Below are 18867 nucleotides of genomic sequence, written 5' to 3'. Positions count from 1 at the left end.
TACCGCGATACGCGCCCGTGGTCTCAGGCCAGCGGTCCGGTGACCCGCTCGACCGCCTCCACCAGCCGCCCGTCCCGTACGAAGGCCTCGGCGGCCTCCAGGTCGGGGGCGAGGAAACGATCCGGCCCGGGGCCCTGGACGCCCGCCGCGCGCAGCGCCTCGATGGCGGCGCGGGAGGCGGGGGCCGGGGCCAGGCCGTGCCGCAGCTCGATGCCGCGGGTGGCGGCGTACAGCTCCACGGCGATCACCCGGGTGAGGTTGGCGACCGTGGTGCGCAGCTTGCGCGCGGCCGACCAGCCCAGCGAGACATGGTCCTCCTGCATCGCGGAGGACGGGATGGAGTCGGCCGAGGCGGGCACGGCCAGCCGCTTCAGCTCGCCGACCAGGGCGGCCTGGGTGTACTGGGCGATCATCAGCCCGGAGTCCACCCCGGCGTCGTCGGCGAGGAACGGCGGCAGCCCGTGGCTGCGGTTCTTGTCCAGCAGCCGGTCGGTGCGGCGCTCGGCGATGGAGCCGAGGTCGGCGGCGGCGATGGCCAGGAAGTCCAGGACGTACGCGACCGGGGCGCCGTGGAAGTTGCCGTTGGACTCCACCCGGCCGCCGCCGGCCCCGTCGGGGAGCACCACCGGGTTGTCCACGGCCGCCGCCAGCTCGCGCTCGGCCACCAGCCGGGCGTGCGCCAGGGTGTCCCGGCCGGCGCCGGCCACCTGCGGGGCGCAGCGCACCGAGTAGGCGTCCTGGACCCGGGGGGCCTCCTGCTCCTGGAAGTGGCCCGTGAGCTCGGAGCCGTCGAGGACGGCGAGCATGTTGGCGGCGGAGGCGGCCTGCCCGGGGTGCGGGCGGATGGCGTGCAGCTCGGGGGCGAGCACCTTGGGGGTGCCGAGCAGCGCCTCCATGGAGAGCGCGGCGGTGATGTCGGCGGCGGTGTAGAGCCGGTCGAGGTCGGCGAGGGCCATCAGCAGCATGCCGAGCATGCCGTCGGTGCCGTTGAGGAGGGCCAGGCCCTCCTTCTCGCGCAGTTCGACCGGGGCGATGCCATGGGCGGCCAGCAGTTCGCCGGCCGGGCGGACGGTGCCGTCGGGGCCCTCGGCGTCGCCCTCGCCCATCAGGGTGAGCGCGCAGTGCGAGAGCGGGGCGAGGTCGCCGGAGCAGCCCAGTGAGCCGTACTCGTGGACGACCGGGGTGATGCCCGCGTTGAGCACGTCGGCCATGGTCTGGGCGACCTCGGGGCGCACCCCGGTGTGGCCGGAGGCGACGGTCTTCAGCCGCAGGAACATCAGCGCCCGGACCACCTCGCGCTCGACCCGGGGGCCCATCCCGGCCGCGTGCGAGCGAACGATGTTGCGCTGGAGCTGGGCGCGCAGCTCATGGCCGATGTGCCGGGTGGCGAGCGCGCCGAAGCCGGTGGACACCCCGTAGACCGGTTCGGGCTTGGCGGCGAGGGCGTCGACGACCTCCCGGGCGCGGGCGAGGGCGGCGAGCGCCTCGGCGGACAGTTCGACGCGGGCGCCCGCCCGGGCCACGGCGATGACGTCCTGCGCGGAGGTCCCGGACGTCTCCACCACCACTGTGTGCATATCCATATTCAGCAGCGTACGTATTGAATCGAGACCTGTCACTACCGGATGCGGGCGCTCTACGAGGGCGGCGGGGCGTCCCGGAAGCGGCGGCGGTCGCGGCCAGGGCCAAGCGGCGACGAGGGGGCGTCGGCCAGCCGGATCACCGCCCCGTCCCGCCCCGCCACCACCGGTTTCGGGGAGCGGGCCGCCTTGGCGCGGTACTGGGCCGCGTCCGCCAGCCGGAACAGCCGGCGGGCCGAGCGCACCGGCCCGATCGGGTCACCGGTGGAGGCCACCCCGCAGGCCACACCCGCGCCGAGCTCCAGCTCCGCCGCCCGCGCGCACAGCTCGTCGGCGGCCGCGATCACCTCGTCCGCCTGCGGGCCGACCGCCAGCAGGCAGAACTCGTCGCCGCCCAGCCGGGCCGCCAGGGCGCCCGGCAGCATCGCCCCGCAGTAGGACAGCAGCGAGCCGAACCGTTCGAGCAACCGGTCCCCCACCGCGTGGCCCAGGGTGTCGTTGACCTGCTTCAGTCCGTTGAGGTCGCAGACCACCAGGCTCACCACGGAGCCGTCCACCCGCCAGCGGTCCACCGCCTCGTCCAGCCGCAGGTCCACCGCCCGCCGGTTGGCGAGCCCGGTCAGCGGATCGGTGAAGGCCAGCCGCCGGACCTCCTCCAGCCGCTCGGTCTGCACGATCCCGGCGGCGACCACCGAGGCCAGCACGGTGGCGAAGTCGGCGTCCGCCCGGTCGAAGACCGGCGCCCCGGTCGGCCGGGCCACATACAGCTCGCCCCAGGCCCGCCCGTGCAGCACTATCGGCGCCACCACACAGGCGCCCCGCCCGCGCCGGCGCAGCGCGGCGACCCGGGGGTGCGGATAGCCGGGGCGGCCGGGCCCGGGGCCCTCGGCGGTCTCCACCCAGGCGTGCGGCTCGCCGCCGTTGGCCCACCGCTCGTGCAGGAACTCGGTGATCTCCGAGAACTGGTGCACCGGGTAGCTCTCGTCCGCCGGGAACTCCTCCTCGTCCGGCGCCCGCTCCCCCACGTTGACCAGCACCTTCAGCCGGCCGCTGTCCCGCTGCCAGGTGGACAGGGCGGCGAAGCTCCCGCCGAGGGCGTCCCGCGCGCCGAGCGCGGCGGCCCGCCAGCTCTCCTCGGGAGTGTGCGCCAGCGCCATCGCCTGGGCCACCGCCACCACGGCTCGCAGCCGGACATCCTCTCCCATTCCTCAAGCTTAGGGAGGATTCATGGCATTTCACCCGGAGGGGTCGGGTCCGGATCGGCGGGGTGCCCCGGTCGGCTCCGCGACCAGGGCCGATCGGCTCCATGACCAGGGCCGACCGCCCGCCCGCCACCCGGCTCCCGGCCCCGCCACCCGGCCTTCGGGCCGCCTTCCCCTCCCGGGGAGGGCTATTCCCGGGAGAGGGCTACTCCCCGGGAGGGCTACTCGCGGGAGAGGGCCGATTCCGGGGAGGGCTGCCCTCGGGGAGGGCTTGCCCTCGGGGAGGGCTACTCCCCGGAGGAGGCTGGCCCCGAAGAAGGCCGGCCCCGAAGAAGGCTCGCCCCGAAGAAGGCCGGCCCCGGAGAAGGCCGGCTCTCCGAAGGAGGCTGGCCCCGAAGAAGGCCGGCTCCCTGGGGACGGCTACTCTCCCGGCCAGGCCGGCTTGCGCTTCTCGTTGAAGGCGGCCACGCCCTCGGCCCGGTCGCCGGAGAAGGCCACCGACCGCCAGGCCGCGTCCTCCACCTCAAGCCCGGCCCGCAGGTCCATGCCGTGGCCCAGCCGCAGCGCCCGCTTGGCGGCGCGCAGCCCCACCGGCGAGTTGGCGGCGATCCGCCCGGCCAGCTCCAGCGCGGCGGCACGGGCCTCCTCGGCCAGCTCGTCCACCAGGCCGAGCCGCAGGGCCTCGGCCGCCTCGACCCGGCGGGCGGTGAAGACCAGTTCCGCCGCCCGGGCCGCGCCGACCCGGCGGGGCAGCAGCTGCGTACCGCCGCCGCCCGGGATCACCCCCACCGACACCTCCGGCAGCCCGACCACCGCACTGGCGTCGGCCACGATCAGATCGCAGGCCAGCGCCAGCTCGAAGCCGCCGCCCAGCGCGTAGCCGTGCACGGCGGCGACGGTCGGCATCGGCAGCTCCAGCACCCCGGTGTAGGCGGCGCGGGCCACCGGGCGCTGGCGCACCAGCTCGGCGTCGGTGAAGGAGTTGCGCTCCTTGAGGTCGGCGCCCACGCAGAAGGCCCGGTCGTTCGAGGAGGTCAGCATGGTGACCCGGGCGGCCGGGTCGGCGGCCAGCGCCTCACAGGCGGCGGCCAGCGAGCGGGCCATCTCGGTGGAGACCGCGTTCATCGCCTTGGGCCGGTCCAGCACCAGCTCGGCCACGTACCCGTGCCGGCGCACGACGACGTACTCCCCGAAGCGCCGCTCGGATCCCTCGGCCGCCTCGGATCCCGTTGATCCCTCTGACCCCACTGGCCCGGCTGCCTGCTCTGCCATGTGGACGCACCCTCCCGGTTAACGGACGTTATCCGGGGATCCTAGGTGTCCGGCGGGTCAGCAGCCAGGGTTCGATCACCCCGAGCCCGCGGACCGGGCGCTGCCACATCGGCTGGAGGGCGAAGCGGTACGAGGGCGGGGTCTCGCCCTCCTTCTCGGCGCGGGCCGCGGCCTCGGCCGCCTCGGTCTCGGAGACCGGGGCCTCGCCGGTGCGGGTCAGCTCCTCGGCGAAGGCCCCGTCCACCAGCACGGCGTCCTTGGGCGCTATCGAGGTCAGCCGGCTGGCCAGGTTCACCGTGGTGCCGAAGACATCGCCCATCCGGGTCGCCACGGTGCCGAAGGCGATCCCGACCCGCAGCGCGGGCATGGTCTCGTCCTGCGACAGGGTCTCGATCAGCCGTACGCCGATCTCGGCGGCGGTGCCGGAGTCGTCGGCCGCGTACAGCACCTCGTCGCCGAGGGTCTTGATCAGCCGGCCGCCGTGCGCGGCCACCAGGTCGGCGCAGGTGGTCTCGAAGGCCTCGACCAACTCGCCGAGCTCCTCCTCCTCCAGCCGGCGGGTCAGCCGGGTGAAGCCCACCAGGTCCGCGAAGCCGACCGCCAGCCGCCGGTCCACCATCTCCTCGTCGTCGGCGGCCTGCACCACCCGACCGGTGGCGGCCGCGAGCTGCCGCCGCCATACGTAGACCAGGAACTCCTGGAGCTCCGGCAGCAGCAGCTCGACCAGCGGATAGGTGACCTCGGTCCGGGTCATCCCGGGCTCGGGCGGCTCGGTCAGGCCCTCCAGGAAGGAGTCGATCTGCCATTCGGCCAGCCGGGCGGTGGTCTGCCCGGTGGAGCGGGCCACCTGGACCGCCATCGGCTCGCTGAGCAGCCCGGCCTCCACCAGACCGGCCAGCCGGCGCAGCGCCAGCACATCCGCCTCGGTGAGCGCCTTGGCCTGGCCGATGTCGGCGAAGCCCATGGCCCGCCAGAAGCGGGAGGCGAGGTCCATGGAGACCCCGGCGGTGCGGGCCGCCTGGAAGGGGGTGTAACGGCGGTCGGCGCCGAGGATCAGCTGCTCCAGCCGGATGGCGAGCGGGTCGTCGGTCGGCTCGGCGGTGTGGTCGACCACATGGTGCGGGGTCGGGTACGCGGCACCCTCACCGGCCGCCCCGGAGCGGTGGGACGGGGAGCCATCGGAAGCGGTCCCGGAGCGCGGGGACGGGGAGTCCTCGGGCGCGGCCCCCGTCCCGGAGTCGCTTCCGGTGTCGGAGTCGGTGTCGGTCCCGGACCCGGCCCCGGTCTCCGTCCCCGTCTCGCTCTCCGTCTCGGAGCCGGATCCTGAGCGGGACTGCCCGGTCCCGGAGTGGGAGGGGTCCGGGACGCCGTTGCCGGAACGACGGGCGGGACCGGTGCCGGAACGGGGTTCGGAACCGGTGCCGGAACGGTGGACGGGGCCGCTGCCGGAACCGGTACCGGAGCCGGGCTCCGGCCGGTCGGGGTTCGCGTCGTCGACGGTCACCGGCCGCCTCCTGCCCGTTCCGTGCGCACTGTTCTGCCGATCTGTCGCTGGATCGCGGTCCACGATACGGCAGGTGTGCCCTGGCTCACGTCCTGATGGGCCGCCCGGGCCTCCGACCGGTCCCACCGCCGTACTCGCTGGTCCGGCGCTCGTCCGGGGCTCGTCTCGCCCCGATCCGGCCCCGGGTCCGGCCCCGATCCGGCTCCCCTGCCGCCCCGGGCGGGCGGAAGGATCAGTTCCACCCGGGGCCCGCCGGAGGGGCGGCGGTCAGCCGCCGTTCCCGGTCCGTACGTGGACGATGTCCCCGGCGCCCACGGCCTCCTGGCCGCCGCCCTCGGTGGCCACCACCAGCCGGCCCTCGCCGTCCAGGGCGATCGCCTCGCCCACCAGGGTGCGCTCGCCCGGCAGCTCGGCGCGGACCGAGCGGCCGAGGGTGGCGCAGCCGGCGGCGTAGGCCTCCTGGAGTCCGGAGGCGGCCGGGTCACCGTTCGCCGCGGTCCACCGCCCGTACCACTCCTCCAGCGAGCGCAGTACGGCCCGCAGCAGCGGGTCGCGGTCGGTGGAGACGGCGTCGGCCAGGGCCAGCGAGCCGGCCGTGGGGACCGGCAGCTCCTCGGCGCGCAGACTGACGTTGAGGCCCAGGCCGATGACCACCGCGCCGCCGTCCCCGGCCCGCTCGGCGAGGATGCCGCCGGTCTTGCGCTCCTCGCCGCCGACGGTCACCAGCAGGTCGTTGGGCCATTTGAGGGCGGTGTCCACCCCGGCGGCGCGGGCCAGCGCGGTGGCGGCGGCCACCCCGGTGAGCAGCGGCAGCCAGGCCAGGCGCTCCACCGGGACGTCCGGCCTGAGCAGAACGGAGAAGAAGAGCCCGGAGCGGGCGGGCGCAGTCCAGGAGCGGTCCAGCCGGCCGCGTCCGGAGGTCTGCTCCTCGGCGACCAGTACCGCCCCCTCGGGAAGCTCGGCGGCGCGGGCGGCCAGATCGGAGTTGGTGGAGCCGGTGGCGGCGACCACGTCGAGGGAGGTCCACAGGGAGCCGGGGCGGACCAGGGCGCGGCGCAGCGCCCCCTCGTCGAGCGGCGGCCGTTCGAGGTCGGACCAGCGGCTGCCGCCGCCGCTTCCACCAGGAGAAGAAGAACCGTGTGCGGGCTGTGCGGGCGTCATGCAAGTCAGCGTAGGTGTGGCAAACACCGCACTGCCGGAGACCCGCCCCGCCGATACGCTACGGGCCAGTAGCCGTCGTCCCCGTGACCAGGGCGATCCGCCCCGTAACCGGCGATCGATCAACCGTCCACGACCAGGTCCCCGACCAGGCAGGGAGCCGCATCCCGATGTCCGAGCCGGCCAAGACGTCCCCGCAGCCCCAGGAGCCCCAGACCGGAGGGCCGCGGCCCGGTGAGTCCGCGTCCGAGCCCCTGATCGACATCCACACCACCGCGGGCAAGCTCGCGGACCTCCAGCGCCGTATCGAGGAGGCCACCCACGCCGGATCGGCGCGCGCCGTCGAGAAGCAGCACGCCAAGGGCAAGCTGACCGCCCGTGAGCGGATCGCGCTGCTGCTGGACGAGGACTCCTTCGTGGAGCTGGACGAGTTCGCCCGGCACCGCTCGACCGCGTTCGGTCTGGAGGCCAACCGCCCGTACGGCGACGGGGTGGTCACCGGCTACGGCACGGTGGACGGCCGCCCGGTCGCGGTCTTCTCGCAGGACTTCACGGTGTTCGGCGGGGCGCTGGGCGAGGTCTACGGGCAGAAGATCGTCAAGGTGATGGACTTCGCGCTGAAGACGGGCTGCCCGGTGATCGGGATCAACGACTCCGGCGGCGCCCGTATCCAGGAGGGCGTGATGGCGCTCGGCCTGTACGGCGAGATCTTCCGCCGCAACACCCATGCCTCCGGGGTGATCCCGCAGATCAGCCTGGTGGTCGGACCGTGCGCGGGCGGCGCGGTGTACTCGCCGGCCATCACCGACTTCACGGTGATGGTGGACCAGACCTCGCATATGTTCATCACCGGACCGGACGTCATCAAGACGGTGACGGGCGAGGACGTGGGCTTCGAGGAGCTGGGCGGCGCCCGGACGCACAACACCACCTCGGGTGTGGCGCACCATATGGCGGGCGACGAGAAGGACGCCATCGAGTACGTCAAGTCGCTGCTGTCATACCTGCCGTCCAACAACCTGACCGAGGCCCCGTCCTTCCCGGAGGAGGCCGACCTGGCCCCCACCGACGAGGACCGGGAGCTGGACACCCTGGTCCCGGACAGCGCCAACCAGCCGTACGACGTGCACACCGTCATCGAACACGTGCTGGACGACGCGGAGTTCCTGGAGACCCAGGGGATGTTCGCGCCCAACATCGTCACCGGCTTCGGGCGGGTCGAGGGCTACCCGGTGGGCGTGGTCGCCAACCAGCCGATGCAGCTGGCCGGTTGCCTGGACATCGACGCCTCGGAGAAGGCCGCGCGGTTCGTCCGCACCTGCGACGCCTTCAACATCCCGGTCATCACCTTCGTGGACGTGCCGGGCTTCCTGCCGGGCGTGGACCAGGAGTACGGCGGGATCATCCGGCGCGGCGCCAAGCTGATCTACGCCTACGCCGAGGCGACGGTGCCGCTGATCACGGTGATCACCCGCAAGGCCTTCGGCGGGGCCTACGACGTGATGGGCTCCAAGCACCTGGGCGCCGACCTCAACCTGGCCTGGCCCACCGCGCAGATCGCCGTGATGGGCGCCCAGGGCGCGGTCAACATCCTGCACCGCCGCACCATCGCCGAGGCGGCTGATGTGGAGGGGACGCGGGCGCGGCTGATCCAGGAGTACGAGGACACCCTGCTCAACCCGTACACGGCGGCCGAGCGCGGCTATGTGGACGCGGTGATCATGCCCTCGGACACCCGGGCGCACCTGGTCAAGGGGCTGCGCCAGCTGCGGACCAAGCGGGAGAGCCTGCCGCCGAAGAAGCACGGCAACATCCCGCTGTAGGGCGGGGGTACCCGCGTCAGCGTCGCGTCCGGCAGCACCACCACGAGGAGGTTCCCATGATCAGAGTCGTACGGGGCAACCCGACCCCGGAGGAGCTGGCCGCCGCCCTCGCGGTGGTCCGGGCCCGCGCGGCGGCCGATGCCGCGGCCGCCTCCGACGGCCCGCCGCACGCCCCGGAGGGCTGGTCCGACCCGGCCAGGATCGCCCGCGGCCGCCGCCCCCAGCCGGGCCCGCGCTCCTGGACCCGCTCCTACTGGCCGGCCTGAGGACATCGGTAGCGGCGGCAGGGCCCGTACCCGGCGCGGGTGCGGGCCCTGCGGCACGGGCGGCCGTCGCTAACGCAGCCCCGTGACGAACATCAGCAGCACCATCGCCAGGGCCAGCAGGACACCCGCGCGCCGCAGCATGGCCTGCATATCGCGCATCTCCTCGGGCGGCTCGTTCTCCGGGTCGGACCACAGCATGTCTTCGATCCTGCGGCCGCCGCCCCGCCGCCCGCCTGAGTACGCGTACTCAGCCTCCACCGGGGCCCGCGTGGGCCTGGTCACCCCCGGCCGTGTCCCCGTCCGCCCCGGCCGTGTCCGCGGCCGCCGGAGTGGATCAGTACCCTCCCTGGCATGACCATCGCCGCTCGCCGCCGTCTCGTACTGGCCTCCGCGTCCCCCGCCCGCCTCGGTCTGCTCCGGCAGGCCGGCCTCGCCCCCGAGGTCATCGTCAGCGGGGTGGACGAGGACGCGATCACCGCTCCCACCCCCGCCGAACTGGCGCTCGCGCTGGCCGAGGCCAAGGCCTCCCGGGTGGCGGCCCGGCCCGAGGTGGCCGGCGCCCTGGTGATCGGCTGCGACTCGGTGCTGGAGCTGGACAAGCGGGCGCTGGGCAAGCCGGCCGACTCGGTGGAGGCCACCGCCCGCTGGAAGGAGATGCGCGGCCGGGCGGGCGTGCTCCAGACCGGGCACTGCGTCTACGACACCGCCGCCAAGCGGTACGCCTCCGCCACCGCGTCCACCGTCGTCCGGTTCGGCGAGCCGACGGACGAGGAGATCGCCGCGTATGTGGCCAGCGGGGAGCCCCTGCACGTGGCCGGCGCCTTCACCCTGGACGGCCGGTCAGCCCCGTTCATCGAGGGCGTGGACGGTGACCCGGGCAATGTCATCGGGCTGTCCCTGCCGCTGCTGCGCCGGCTGCTGGCCGAGCTGGGGGTGGCCATCACCGACCTCTGGGCCTGAGCCCACCCCTTCGTACGCGCACCGCGGCCCTACGCCGGGGCCGGGCGCCCGCTGCCGTCCGGCCCCGCCCCCGGGTCGCCGTCCACCCCGGTGGGGCCCGGGCGGCGGTCCGGCAGGTCGGGGGCGTACAGCACCAGCGCGGCCACGAGCAGCGCCAGGACCAGCATCATCAGGGCGAAGGCGGTCCAGCCGACCAGGCCCACCGCCACCGCGCCCAGCACCCCGTGCACGATGGCGCAGGCGATCAGCACGATCCGCACCGGCCGGGTCGGCGGCTGGTCCCGTACCCCCACCACCAGCAGCAGCACCCCGCAGAGCGCCAGGAACGCGCCGAACACCGCCCCCAGCACCCAGATCCCGGTGACCATATGGTCGGGCTTGAGGCCGTCCAGGGACATCTGCTGGCCGCCCATCACGGTGGCGAGCACCAGATGCAGCAGCACCGTGCCGACCGCTTCCAGCAGCAGCACGGCTCCGGCCGCCAGGGCGACGGCTCGACGGACCCCCATGGAACCCCCTCCTGTCCCGCTGGTATCTCCCTTACCGGCGGTAGTGGCCGGTGCCGGGCAGGCTACTGAGTGGTAATGGCCAGGACAAGGGTGTGGACCAAGGCCGGTCCCGGAGATCGCGTCGAGCGCGCCGCTCGGAGGAATCCGTTCCGCCATTGGTAGGGACTCCACAAAGAATCGGGACGCGGCGCTGGACCGGCAGACAGAGACCTGGGCCACACCGGGCGGTTACTGTTCCGTCCAGAAGCCCTGCGTAACGTGGTGCGACAAGGATTTTTCCGCATACGGCACGCCTCGAATCACGCTCCGTGTGGGCAAGCTCACCCCTGGGGACGGGTCGTGAGGCCGTGTCGGCAGTCCCTAAACTCAGCTTGTTTCAAGGAGGGAGCCATCGTGCGCAAGGTGCTCATCGCCAACCGTGGCGAAATCGCTGTCCGTGTCGCCCGGGCCTGCCGGGACGCGGGGATCGCCAGCGTGGCCGTCTACGCCGATCCGGACCGGGACGCCCTGCACGTCCGGGCGGCCGACGAGGCGTTCGCCCTGGGCGGTGACACCCCGGCGACCAGCTACCTGGACATCGCCAAGGTGCTCCAGGCCGCCGCCGACGCGGGGGCGGACGCGGTCCACCCCGGCTACGGCTTCCTGTCGGAGAACGCGGAGTTCGCCCAGGCCGTGCTGGACGCCGGGCTGACCTGGATCGGCCCGCCGCCGCACGCCATCCGCGACCTGGGCGACAAGGTGGCCGCCCGGCACATCGCCCAGCGCGCCGGCGCCCCGCTGGTGGCCGGCACCCCCGACCCGGTCTCCGGGGCCGAGGAGGTCGTGGCCTTCGCCAAGGAGCACGGCCTGCCGATCGCCATCAAGGCCGCCTTCGGCGGTGGCGGGCGCGGACTGAAGGTCGCCCGCACCCTGGAGGAGGTCCCCGAGCTCTACGAGTCGGCGGTGCGCGAGGCGGTGGCCGCCTTCGGCCGCGGCGAGTGCTTCGTCGAGCGCTACCTCGACCGCCCCCGGCACGTGGAGACCCAGTGCCTGGCCGACACCCACGGCAATGTGGTCGTCGTCTCCACCCGTGACTGCTCGCTCCAGCGCCGCCACCAGAAGCTGGTCGAGGAGGCCCCGGCGCCGTTCCTCAGCGAGGACCAGAACAAGCAGCTCTACGCCGCCTCCAAGGCCATCCTGAAGGAGGCCGGCTACGTCGGCGCCGGCACGGTGGAGTTCCTGGTCGGCAACGACGGCACCATCTCCTTCCTGGAGGTCAACACCCGCCTCCAGGTCGAGCACCCGGTCACCGAGGAGGTCACCGGTATCGACCTGGTCCGCGAGATGTTCCGGATCGCCGACGGCGAGGAGCTGGGCTACGGCGATCCCGCGGTGCGCGGCCACTCCTTCGAGTTCCGCATCAACGGCGAGGACCCGGGCCGCAACTTCCTGCCCGCCCCCGGCACCGTCACCCTCTTCGACGCGCCCACCGGCCCCGGTGTCCGGCTGGACGCGGGCGTGGAGTCCGGCAGCGTCATCGGCCCGGCCTGGGACTCCCTGCTGGCCAAGCTGGTCGTCACCGGCGCCACCCGGCAGCAGGCCCTCCAGCGCGCCTCCCGGGCGCTCGCCGAGTTCACCGTGGAGGGCATGGCCACCGCCATCCCGTTCCATCGGGCCGTGGTGGTCGACCCGGCGTTCGGCCCCGAGCTGACCGGCTCCAGCGACCCGTTCACCGTCCACACCCGCTGGATCGAGACGGAGTTCGTCAACGAGATCAAGCCCTTCGCCGCCCCGGCCGACGCCGAGGCGGACGAGGAGCCGGGCCGCGAGACGGTCGTGGTGGAGGTCGGCGGCAAGCGCCTGGAGGTCTCCCTGCCGTCCTCGCTGGGCATGTCGCTGGCCCGCACCGGGCTGGCCGCCGGCGCCAAGCCCAAGCGCCGGGCCGCCAAGAAGTCCGGCCCGGCCGCCTCCGGCGACACCCTCGCCTCGCCCATGCAGGGCACCATCGTCAAGGTGGCCGTCGAGGAGGGCCAGGAGGTCAAGGAGGGCGAGCTGATCGTGGTCCTGGAGGCCATGAAGATGGAGCAGCCGCTCAACGCCCACCGCTCCGGCACGGTCAAGGGCCTGACCGCCGAGGTCGGCGCCTCCATCACCTCCGGCGCCGCGATCTGCGAGATCAAGGACTGACGGCCGGCGCTCTACGGCCATGGGACGGGGCCCACCGGATGATCTCCGGTGGGCCCCGTCCCGTACCGCCCCGTGATTCTCCGTGCCGGGCGGGGGCCCCAGCCCTCGATGGCATCCTGGAGTTCCTGGAGAGCACGCCGCGAGCGCGGCGGGGCCGCGACGAGGAGGGACCGCGCGATGGCGACCAGTACGGCGGGCGACCGGGTGCCCGAGCAGCCGCGTCCGCTGCGCGCCGACGCCCGCCGCAACCGGGAGCGGCTGCTGCGCGAGGCGCGGCTGGCCTTCGCCGAGCACGGCACCGACGCCTCGCTGGAGGAGGTGGCCCGCCGGGCGGGCGTGGGCATCGGCACGCTCTACCGCCACTTCCCCAACCGGCACGCCCTGATGAACGCGGTCTTCCAGGAGGCGCTGCACGCCCTGCTCACCCGCTCCCAGGAGCTGGCCGAGGCCGAGCAGCCGTGCGCCGCGCTGGTGGAGTGGCTGCGGGCCATCGTCACCCACGCCGGTGAGTACCGGGGGCTGGCCAGGGAGCTGATGTCCGCCTCGCATGACACCACCTCCGCGCTCTCCCAGTGCAGCACCCCGCTGGGCTCGGCGGGCGCCGCGCTGCTGCGGCGGGCGCAGCGGTCCGGGGCGGTACGGGAGGACGTGTCGATCGGCGACCTCATGCAGCTGACCAACGCGATCGCCCTGGCCGCCGAGGAGTGCCCGGCCGACGAGCAGCTCGCCGACCGGCTGCTGACCCTGACCCTGCGCGGGCTGAAGCCGTAACCGCAGGGCCGGGGGGCAAGGGGGCGGAGGGCCGGGGCCCCGCTCCGTAGACTCGCGCGGTACCTCAGGCCGCAACCACAGGGCCCGGTGGCCCGGGGCCCCGCTCCGTAAGCCCTCACCGCCGGCTCGCGCGGCCTCAAGCCGTAACCCGGCCGCCCGCCCCACCAGTTCAGCGGGCTCAGGCGGGCTCAGCGGCGGCGCAGGTCCGCCACTCGGGCCGCGCGCTCGGCGGGCTGGGGGTCGGGGGCGGCCAGCGGGCCGGGGGCGCCGCGCAGCGGTCCGGGGGCGCCCGGGTGGCGGCCCCGCTGGCCGGGCAGCGGCACGTCCTGGCGGGTGCGGCGGCTGGGCGGCGCGTTCTCGGGGGCACCGCCCTGGCCGGTGCCGGCGACGGTGATCTGCACCCCCTGGTCGGCGAGCGCCTGGAGCTCGGTGCCGGCCCGGTCCTCGTGCGGCGGCGGCTCGTCGGTGACCAGACGGGTGATCAGGTCGGTGGGCACCGTCTGGAACATGGTGTCGGTGCCCAGCTTGGTGTGGTCGGCGAGCACGACCACCTCCGCGGCGGCCTGCACCAGGGCGCGGTCCACGCTGGCGGAGAGCATGTTGGAGGTGGACAGCCCGCGCTCGGCGGTCAGCCCGCTGCCGGACAGGAACGCCCGGGAGACCCGCAGACCCTGGAGGGACTGCTCGGCCCCGCTGCCCACCAGGGCGTAGTTGGAGCCGCGCAGGGTGCCGCCGGTCATCACCACCTCGACCCGGTTGGCGTGCGCCAGGGCCTGGGCGACCAGCAGCGAGTTGGTGACCACGGTGAGGCCGGGCACCCGGGCGAGCCGGCGGGCCAGCTCCTGGGTGGTGGTCCCGGCGCCGACCACGATGGCCTCGCCCTCGCCCACCAGTCCGGCGGCCACATCGGCGATGGCGGTCTTCTCGGCCGTGGCCAGGTGCGACTTCTGCGGGAGCCCGGACTCCCGTGTGAAGCCGCCGGGAAGTACCGCACCGCCGTGCCGGCGGTCGAGGAGTCCTTCTGCCTCCAGCGCCCGTACGTCCCGCCGTACGGTCACTTCTGAGGTCTGGACGACGCGGGCGAGCTCCCGGAGGCTCACGGCCCCGTTGGCGCGCACCATTTCAAGGATCAACTGACGACGTTCTGCAGCGAACACGAAACTGACAGTAACCCCAGCGACCATTCCCACGCAGCGGAATGCCCCCGTTAAGCGAATTTCCGAACAGAGACGCCCACCAACTGGTATAAGACGGCTCGCTCGTTGACGCTCCTTGACTCCGGACGGCGATTGCCGACCGCTCACCGCCCCGACTTGCCGGGGGTTGGCGGGGGTTGTCCGTTCCCCCCCGCCCCGCACCGCGCCGGTAAAGGCCCTTACGCCCCGCCCTCGGCCTTCCGGGTGTGCAACTGCCGGGCCACCTCGGCGATCGAGCCCGACAGCGACGGGTACACCGTGAACGCGTTGGCGATCTGCTCCACCGTCAGGTTGTTGTCCACCGCGAGCGAGATGGGGTGGATCAGCTCGCTGGCGCGCGGGGCGACCACACAGCCGCCGACCACGATCCCGGTGCCCGGGCGGCAGAAGATCTTCACGAAGCCGTCCCGGATGCCCTGCATCTTGGCGCGCGGGTTGCGCAGCAGCGGCAGCTTGACCACCTTGGCGTCGATCCGGCCCGCGTCCACGTCGGCCTGGCTGTAGCCGACGGTGGCGATCTCCGGGTCGGTGAAGACGTTCGCCGAGACGGCCTTGAGGTTCAGCGGGGTGACCGCGTCGCCGAGGAAGTGGTACATCGCGATCCGGCCCTGCATGGCCGCGACCGAGGCGAGCGCGAAGACACCGGTGACATCGCCGGCCGCGTACACCCCGGGTGCCGAGGTCCGCGAGACCTTGTCGGTCTTGACGTGCCCGGAGTCGGTGAGCCGCACCCCGGCCTCCTCCAGGCCCATCCCGTCGGTGTTGGGGATGGCGCCGACCGCCATCAGGCAGTGGGTGCCGGAGATGACCCGGCCGTCCGCCAGGGTGACCTCCACCCGGTCGCCGACCCGCTTGGCGGAGGCCGCGCGCGAGCGGGCCATGACGTTCATCCCGCGCCGCCGGAACACGTCCTCCAGCACCGCGGCCGCGTCCGGGTCCTCACCGGGCAGCACCCGGTCGCGGGAGGAGACCAGGGTGACCCGGGAGCCCAGCGCCTGGTACGCCCCGGCGAACTCGGCGCCGGTGACGCCGGAGCCGACCACGATCAGCTCCTCGGGGAGCTCGTCGAGGTCGTAGACCTGGGTCCAGTTGAGGATGCGCTCGCCGTCGGGCTGGGCGTCGGGGATCTCGCGCGGGTGGCCGCCGGTGGCGATCAGCACCGCGTCGGCGGTCAGCCGCTCCTCGGAGCCGTCCGCGGCCCGGACCACGACCTGGCGCGAGCCGTCCGCCGCCTGCTGCCCCTCCAGCCGCCCCTTGCCGCGTACGACGCGGGCACCGGCCCGGGTGACCGAGGCGGTGATGTCGTGCGACTGGGCGAGCGCGAGGCGCTTGACCCGGCGGTTGACCTTGCCGAGGTCCACGCCGACGATCCGGGCGGCCTGCTCGATGTGCGGAGTGTCGTCCGCGACGATGATGCCCAGCTCCTCGTGCGAGGAGTCGAAGGTGGTCATCACCTCGGCCGTGGCGATCAGGGTCTTGGAGGGGACGCAGTCGGTCAGGACGGACGCCCCGCCGAGGCCGTCGCAGTCCACGACGGTCACCTCCGCGCCGAGCTGGGCGGCCACCAGGGCCGCCTCGTATCCGCCGGGTCCGCCACCGATGATCACGATCCGGGTCACAGGGGTCACGCCTCGCGCTCTCGTCACGGCAGGGTCTGGAGTACGCGTCCCATTGTCCCGCACGCACCGGGGTGCTTCCCGCCGGGTCCCGCACTCCCGTACGGGGCCGGGGGCGGCCGCGCCGACCCCGCCGGGTTGCCATCCGGTGACCGCCCGGTGGCCCTCCGGCCGGAACGGGCCCCATGCCCGCCCCTCCCGTACCCTCGATGCCATGTCGCTCTACGCCGCGTACGCCGGCAACCTCGACGCGCGGCTGATGACCCGCCGCGCTCCGCACTCCCCGCTGCGCGGCACGGGCTGGCTCAACGGCTGGCGGCTGACCTTCGGCGGCGAGCAGATGGGCTGGGAGGGGTCGCTGGCCACCATCGTGGAGGCGCCGCGCTCCCAGGTATTCGTCGCCCTGTACGACATCGCGCCGATGGACGAGGACTCCATGGACCGCTGGGAGGGCGTGGGCCTCGACATCTACCGGCGGATGCGGGTACGGGTGCACACCCTGGACGGCGAGGAGCCCGCCTGGGTCTACGTCCTCAACGGCTACGAGGGCGGGCTGCCCTCCGCCCGCTACCTGGGCGAGGTGGCGGACGCCGCCGAGTCCGCGGGCGCCCCGCACGACTACGTCATGGAGCTCCGCAAGCGCCCCTGCTGACCTCTTCGGCGGGCCCTGCGGCGGAAAGGGGGCAGAGACGGCGACACAGCGACCCACGCACGAACCCCCCACGTGATCCCGGGAGCCCCCGTGTCCGAAAAGCCGAGCAAGGCGCAGCCGCCCGTAACCGACCGCGCGACCTTCGAGCAGCATCTGCAAGACCTGCGTACGAGGGAGAAGGCGCACACCCGCGAAGGGGACGCGATCGCCGCCGCGCGCCGCAGGCTCCCGATGGTCGAGGTGGCCGCGGACAGCCCTCTGCTGGGACCGGACGGCCCCGTGACCCTCCTGGACGCGTTCGAAGGGCGACGCCAGCTGATCGCCTACTACTTCATGTGGTGGCCCGGGCGGCCGGCCGCCGAGCAGTGTGAGGGCTGCACCTGGGTGATGAGCCAGGTGGGCGAGCTGAGCTATCTCCACTCCCGCGACATCACCTTCGCCGTGCTGTGCCAGGGGCGGAACACCGCCTACGGCTTCGCGGACGCGCGGACCTCGTACGAGGAGAGCCTGCGCTACCGCTCCTTCATGGGGTGGGAGATGCCGTGGTACTCCGCCCAGCCCTCGCTCGCCTCGCTTCTCACCGGCCGGGAGCCCGGTCTGTTCCACCTGGTGTGCTACCTGCGCGACGGCGACCGCGTCTTCGAGACGTACTGGACCAGCCGCCGTGGGGCGGAGGCGGTGGACCACAGCTACGCGCTCATGGACCTCACGGTGTTCGGGCGCCAGGAGGAGTGGGAGGACTCACCGGCAGCCTGGCCGCGCCTCGGGCAGGCCACCCGGACCCTCAGCGGCGCTCCGGACTGGCGGCCGCTGCGGGACGAGGAAGGTGGACGTCCCACCGCGCACTGGCCGCGCATCGACGCCGGCCGCTCCGACGACCTGGCCGACCGCCCCGCCACCCCCTGAGACACCCCCGGCCCCCTGCACCGCCCGGAGCCCCGGCCCCCCCGGCACCGCCCCGCCGCTCCCTGAGACGCCCCAGTCCCCCGGCACCGTCGGGCGCCCGGCCCCAAGGCACCGCCCGCTGCTCCCTGCCCCCGGCACCGTCGAGCGCCCCCGGGCCCCCGGCACCCCAGACCCTCCGCACACCCCCCTTCACCCCCTCTTCACCCCCCTGTGGGAAACGACAAGACAACGATCGCAAGTCCGTGGGCTACGTCATCTACGCGCGTAGGCAATCTGCGGCTAGGCTCTGTGCGTACCGCATTCTGTTTTCTCCGGGGCCTCGGCCCCGGACCCCGGTCGGCCTGGCCCGCCCGGGGCGACGTTCTTCGCGAGGCGAGAGACTCTGTGAACGCAACTGCCACCCCGGACCACCTCCAGGGCGACCCCTACGCCGCCGCCGACGACGCCGCCGCGCGGCTCCGCGCACTGACCGGCGCCGAGACCCACGACGTCGCCCTGGTGATGGGCTCCGGCTGGGCGCCGGCCGTGGACGCGCTCGGGGCGCCGGAGGCCGAGTTCCCGGTCACCGAGCTGCCCGGCTTCCCGCCGCCGGCCGTCGAGGGCCACGGGGGCAAGATCCGCTCGTACCTGCTCGGTGAGAAGCGCGCCCTGGTCTTCCTCGGCCGCACCCACTTCTACGAGGGCCGCGGCGTCGCCTCGGTGGCCCACGGGGTGCGCACCGCCGTCGCCGCCGGTTGCAAGACCGTCGTGCTCACCAACGGCTGCGGCGGCCTGCGCCAGGGCATGCGCCCCGGTCAGCCGGTGCTGATCAGCGACCACATCAACCTGACCGCCGCCTCCCCGATCGTCGGCGCCAACTTCGTGGACCTGACCGACCTGTACTCGCCGCGGCTGCGCGCGCTGTGCAAGGAGGTCGACGCGACGCTGGAGGAGGGCGTCTACGTCCAGTTCCCCGGCCCGCACTACGAGACCCCGGCCGAGATCAACATGGTCCGCGTGTTCGGCGGCGACCTGGTTGGCATGTCCACCGTGCTGGAGGCCATCGCGGCCCGTGAGGCGGGCGCCGAGGTGCTGGGCATCTCCCTGGTCACCAACCTGGCGGCGGGCCTCTCCGGCGAGCCGCTGAACCACGAGGAGGTCCTCCAGGCCGGCCGCGACTCGGCGGCCCGGATGGGCGAGCTGCTCACCCAGGTGCTCAACCGCCTCTGAGGCGGTTGGACCCCACCGGGCCGGGCCCGCCCCCACGGGCGCCCGGCCCGCCCCCATCCCCGTACAGCACGCCCAGG

The 18867-nt window shown here is 73.9% G+C and carries 17 protein-coding genes; 8 read left to right on the top strand and 9 right to left on the bottom strand.

All coding sequences use genetic code 11. The features are described from left to right. Positions 1-23: 23 nt before the first annotated feature. From hutH to ABZ945_RS20400, 5 genes are all read right to left on the bottom strand, one after another. Positions 24-1577: a histidine ammonia-lyase gene (hutH, locus tag ABZ945_RS20420; RefSeq protein WP_361271328.1), complete on the bottom strand. Its 1554-nt coding sequence runs from the start codon at positions 1575-1577 to the stop codon at positions 24-26. Between the two features lie 59 nt (positions 1578-1636). Next, a complete protein-coding gene (locus ABZ945_RS20415; RefSeq protein WP_361271226.1) occupies positions 1637-2785 on the bottom strand; it encodes a sensor domain-containing diguanylate cyclase in 1149 nt (382 codons plus the stop codon). Between the two features lie 417 nt (positions 2786-3202). Further along, on the bottom strand, positions 3203-4054 hold the full coding sequence (locus tag ABZ945_RS20410) for an enoyl-CoA hydratase-related protein (protein ID WP_361271223.1): 852 nt from the start codon (positions 4052-4054) through the stop codon (positions 3203-3205). A 28-nt stretch (positions 4055-4082) separates the two neighbouring features. Further along, entirely contained in the window at positions 4083-5558 is a 1476-nt protein-coding gene (locus ABZ945_RS20405) for an adenylate/guanylate cyclase domain-containing protein (RefSeq protein WP_361271220.1), read from the bottom strand. 267 nt (positions 5559-5825) lie between these two features. After that, positions 5826-6719 (bottom strand): biotin--[acetyl-CoA-carboxylase] ligase, encoded by an 894-nt coding sequence (locus tag ABZ945_RS20400; protein ID WP_361271218.1) that lies wholly within the window; start codon positions 6717-6719, stop codon positions 5826-5828. Positions 6720-6886: 167 nt separating this feature from the next. On the opposite strand from ABZ945_RS20400, the gene ABZ945_RS20395 reads away from it, so the two are divergent. Both ABZ945_RS20395 and ABZ945_RS20390 read left to right on the top strand, forming a co-directional pair. Next, a complete protein-coding gene (locus ABZ945_RS20395; RefSeq protein WP_361271216.1) occupies positions 6887-8539 on the top strand; it encodes an acyl-CoA carboxylase subunit beta in 1653 nt (550 codons plus the stop codon). Between the two features lie 56 nt (positions 8540-8595). Further along, the gene (locus ABZ945_RS20390) at positions 8596-8805 is read left to right on the top strand and encodes an acyl-CoA carboxylase epsilon subunit (protein ID WP_248636782.1); all 210 of its coding nucleotides are present in this window, start codon (positions 8596-8598) and stop codon (positions 8803-8805) included. A gap of 69 nt (positions 8806-8874) precedes the next feature. Here the strand turns inward: ABZ945_RS20390 and ABZ945_RS20385 are convergent, their stop codons facing one another. Further along, positions 8875-9003 (bottom strand): hypothetical protein, encoded by a 129-nt coding sequence (locus ABZ945_RS20385; RefSeq protein ID WP_361271212.1) that lies wholly within the window; start codon positions 9001-9003, stop codon positions 8875-8877. Positions 9004-9156: 153 nt separating this feature from the next. On the opposite strand from ABZ945_RS20385, the gene ABZ945_RS20380 reads away from it, so the two are divergent. After that, positions 9157-9765, top strand: a complete 609-nt coding sequence (locus ABZ945_RS20380) for a nucleoside triphosphate pyrophosphatase (protein WP_361271209.1) — start codon at positions 9157-9159, stop codon at positions 9763-9765. A gap of 29 nt (positions 9766-9794) precedes the next feature. Here the strand turns inward: ABZ945_RS20380 and ABZ945_RS20375 are convergent, their stop codons facing one another. Next, positions 9795-10274: a hypothetical protein gene (locus ABZ945_RS20375; protein ID WP_361271207.1), complete on the bottom strand. Its 480-nt coding sequence runs from the start codon at positions 10272-10274 to the stop codon at positions 9795-9797. A 393-nt stretch (positions 10275-10667) separates the two neighbouring features. Here ABZ945_RS20375 and ABZ945_RS20370 point away from each other — a divergent pair, with 393 nt between their 5' ends. Together ABZ945_RS20370 and ABZ945_RS20365 are read left to right on the top strand one after the other, a co-directional pair. Continuing rightward, positions 10668-12440, top strand: coding sequence for a biotin carboxylase N-terminal domain-containing protein (locus ABZ945_RS20370; RefSeq protein WP_361271205.1), 1773 nt, complete (start codon positions 10668-10670; stop codon positions 12438-12440). 177 nt (positions 12441-12617) lie between these two features. Continuing rightward, the gene (locus ABZ945_RS20365; protein WP_361271203.1) at positions 12618-13211 is read left to right on the top strand and encodes a helix-turn-helix domain-containing protein; all 594 of its coding nucleotides are present in this window, start codon (positions 12618-12620) and stop codon (positions 13209-13211) included. Positions 13212-13399: 188 nt separating this feature from the next. Here ABZ945_RS20365 and ABZ945_RS20360 read toward each other — a convergent pair whose 3' ends face one another. Together ABZ945_RS20360 and ABZ945_RS20355 are read right to left on the bottom strand one after the other, a co-directional pair. Next, the gene (locus ABZ945_RS20360) at positions 13400-14395 is read right to left on the bottom strand and encodes a DeoR/GlpR family DNA-binding transcription regulator (protein ID WP_361271201.1); all 996 of its coding nucleotides are present in this window, start codon (positions 14393-14395) and stop codon (positions 13400-13402) included. 191 nt (positions 14396-14586) lie between these two features. Then, positions 14587-16035 (bottom strand): NAD(P)H-quinone dehydrogenase, encoded by a 1449-nt coding sequence (locus ABZ945_RS20355; RefSeq protein WP_361271198.1) that lies wholly within the window; start codon positions 16033-16035, stop codon positions 14587-14589. Between the two features lie 202 nt (positions 16036-16237). Between ABZ945_RS20355 and ABZ945_RS20350 the strand changes: the two genes are divergently transcribed. The 3 genes from ABZ945_RS20350 (at position 16238) to ABZ945_RS20340 (ending at position 18790) form a co-directional block, all read left to right on the top strand. Beyond that, entirely contained in the window at positions 16238-16675 is a 438-nt protein-coding gene (locus ABZ945_RS20350; RefSeq protein ID WP_248636787.1) for a gamma-glutamylcyclotransferase, read from the top strand. A gap of 90 nt (positions 16676-16765) precedes the next feature. Next, the gene (locus tag ABZ945_RS20345) at positions 16766-17581 is read left to right on the top strand and encodes a DUF899 family protein (protein WP_361271195.1); all 816 of its coding nucleotides are present in this window, start codon (positions 16766-16768) and stop codon (positions 17579-17581) included. 384 nt (positions 17582-17965) lie between these two features. After that, positions 17966-18790, top strand: coding sequence for a purine-nucleoside phosphorylase (locus tag ABZ945_RS20340; protein WP_361271193.1), 825 nt, complete (start codon positions 17966-17968; stop codon positions 18788-18790). Positions 18791-18867: the final 77 nt, after the last annotated feature.

This window comes from Streptomyces sp. NPDC046887, from assembly GCF_040644755.1.
GTDB classification, from domain to species: Bacteria; Actinomycetota; Actinomycetes; order Streptomycetales; family Streptomycetaceae; genus Streptomyces; species Streptomyces lichenis.
Note: the sequence above shows the minus strand (reverse complement) of the source record. Positions and strands in the feature narration are given on the sequence as shown.

Bases quoted from the DNA above. Each gene is read 5' to 3' on its own strand.
- hutH (WP_361271328.1), bottom strand. From the start codon at position 1,577: ATGCACACAGTGGTGGTGGAGACGTCCGGGACCTCCGCGCAGGACGTC.
- ABZ945_RS20415 (WP_361271226.1), bottom strand. From the start codon at position 2,785: ATGGGAGAGGATGTCCGGCTGCGAGCCGTGGTGGCGGTGGCCCAGGCG.
- ABZ945_RS20410 (WP_361271223.1), bottom strand. From the start codon at position 4,054: ATGGCAGAGCAGGCAGCCGGGCCAGTGGGGTCAGAGGGATCAACGGGA.
- ABZ945_RS20400 (WP_361271218.1), bottom strand. From the start codon at position 6,719: ATGACGCCCGCACAGCCCGCACACGGTTCTTCTTCTCCTGGTGGAAGC.
- ABZ945_RS20395 (WP_361271216.1), top strand. From the start codon at position 6,887: ATGTCCGAGCCGGCCAAGACGTCCCCGCAGCCCCAGGAGCCCCAGACC.
- ABZ945_RS20390 (WP_248636782.1), top strand. From the start codon at position 8,596: ATGATCAGAGTCGTACGGGGCAACCCGACCCCGGAGGAGCTGGCCGCC.
- ABZ945_RS20385 (WP_361271212.1), bottom strand. From the start codon at position 9,003: ATGCTGTGGTCCGACCCGGAGAACGAGCCGCCCGAGGAGATGCGCGAT.
- ABZ945_RS20380 (WP_361271209.1), top strand. From the start codon at position 9,157: ATGACCATCGCCGCTCGCCGCCGTCTCGTACTGGCCTCCGCGTCCCCC.
- ABZ945_RS20375 (WP_361271207.1), bottom strand. From the start codon at position 10,274: ATGGGGGTCCGTCGAGCCGTCGCCCTGGCGGCCGGAGCCGTGCTGCTG.
- ABZ945_RS20365 (WP_361271203.1), top strand. From the start codon at position 12,618: ATGGCGACCAGTACGGCGGGCGACCGGGTGCCCGAGCAGCCGCGTCCG.
- ABZ945_RS20360 (WP_361271201.1), bottom strand. From the start codon at position 14,395: ATGGTCGCTGGGGTTACTGTCAGTTTCGTGTTCGCTGCAGAACGTCGT.
- ABZ945_RS20350 (WP_248636787.1), top strand. From the start codon at position 16,238: ATGTCGCTCTACGCCGCGTACGCCGGCAACCTCGACGCGCGGCTGATG.